Genomic DNA, 1,521 nt, shown 5'->3' with positions numbered 1-1,521 from the left:
GAGAAAGGGGGCTTCGGCTCCCGCTATTGGATGAGCCTATGTCGGATTAGCTAGTTGGTGAGGTAAAGGCTCACCAAGGCAACGATCCGTAGCTGGTCTGAGAGGATGATCAGCCACATCGGGACTGAGACACGGCCCGAACTCCTACGGGAGGCAGCAGTGGGGAATATTGGACAATGGGGGCAACCCTGATCCAGCCATGCCGCGTGTGTGAAGAAGGCCTTCGGGTTGTAAAGCACTTTCAGCGAGGAAGAACGCCTAGTGGTTAATACCCATTAGGAAAGACATCACTCGCAGAAGAAGCACCGGCTAACTCCGTGCCAGCAGCCGCGGTAATACGGAGGGTGCAAGCGTTAATCGGAATTACTGGGCGTAAAGCGCGCGTAGGTGGCTTGATAAGCCGGTTGTGAAAGCCCCGGGCTCAACCTGGGAACGGCATCCGGAACTGTCAGGCTAGAGTGCAGGAGAGGAAGGTAGAATTCCCGGTGTAGCGGTGAAATGCGTAGAGATCGGGAGGAATACCAGTGGCGAAGGCGGCCTTCTGGACTGACACTGACACTGAGGTGCGAAAGCGTGGGTAGCAAACAGGATTAGATACCCTGGTAGTCCACGCCGTAAACGATGTCGACCAGCCGTTGGGTGCCTAGCGCACTTTGTGGCGAAGTTAACGCGATAAGTCGACCGCCTGGGGAGTACGGCCGCAAGGTTAAAACTCAAATGAATTGACGGGGGCCCGCACAAGCGGTGGAGCATGTGGTTTAATTCGATGCAACGCGAAGAACCTTACCTACCCTTGACATCTACAGAAGCCGGAAGAGATTCTGGTGTGCCTTCGGGAACTGTAAGACAGGTGCTGCATGGCTGTCGTCAGCTCGTGTTGTGAAATGTTGGGTTAAGTCCCGTAACGAGCGCAACCCTTGTCCTTATTTGCCAGCGAGTAATGTCGGGAACTCTAAGGAGACTGCCGGTGACAAACCGGAGGAAGGTGGGGACGACGTCAAGTCATCATGGCCCTTACGGGTAGGGCTACACACGTGCTACAATGGCCGGTACAAAGGGCTGCGAGCTCGCGAGAGTCAGCGAATCCCTTAAAGCCGGTCTCAGTCCGGATCGGAGTCTGCAACTCGACTCCGTGAAGTCGGAATCGCTAGTAATCGTGAATCAGAATGTCACGGTGAATACGTTCCCGGGCCTTGTACACACCGCCCGTCACACCATGGGAGTGGACTGCACCAGAAGTGGTTAGCCTAACGCAAGAGGGCGATCACCACGGTGTGGTTCATGACTGGGGTGAAGTCGTAACAAGGTAGCCGTAGGGGAACCTGCGGCTGGATCACCTCCTTAAACGATGCGTCACGGTTAGTAAGCGTCCACAATGAATTACCTGATCAGAATGCTGTTGATACGCAGTGATAAGCCAAGCGCCTATGGCGTTGCCTTATCACTGCGCATAGCAGTCGCTCTTTAACAATGTATATCATGCTGACAAGAACACTTCGCAAGACAGGTCCTAAAAGTGTG

Annotated in this window: 1 rRNA gene; it reads left to right on the top strand. The window is 54.4% G+C overall.

The features are described from left to right. Positions 1–1,344 (top strand): 16S ribosomal RNA (locus A6R74_RS10645); the annotation flags it as partial. Positions 1,345–1,521 lie beyond the last annotated feature (177 nt).

The sequence above is a fragment of the Halomonas sp. ALS9 genome (genome assembly GCF_001651035.1).
Taxonomy (GTDB): Bacteria; Pseudomonadota; Gammaproteobacteria; order Pseudomonadales; family Halomonadaceae; genus Vreelandella.
Note: the sequence above shows the minus strand (reverse complement) of the source record. Positions and strands in the feature narration are given on the sequence as shown.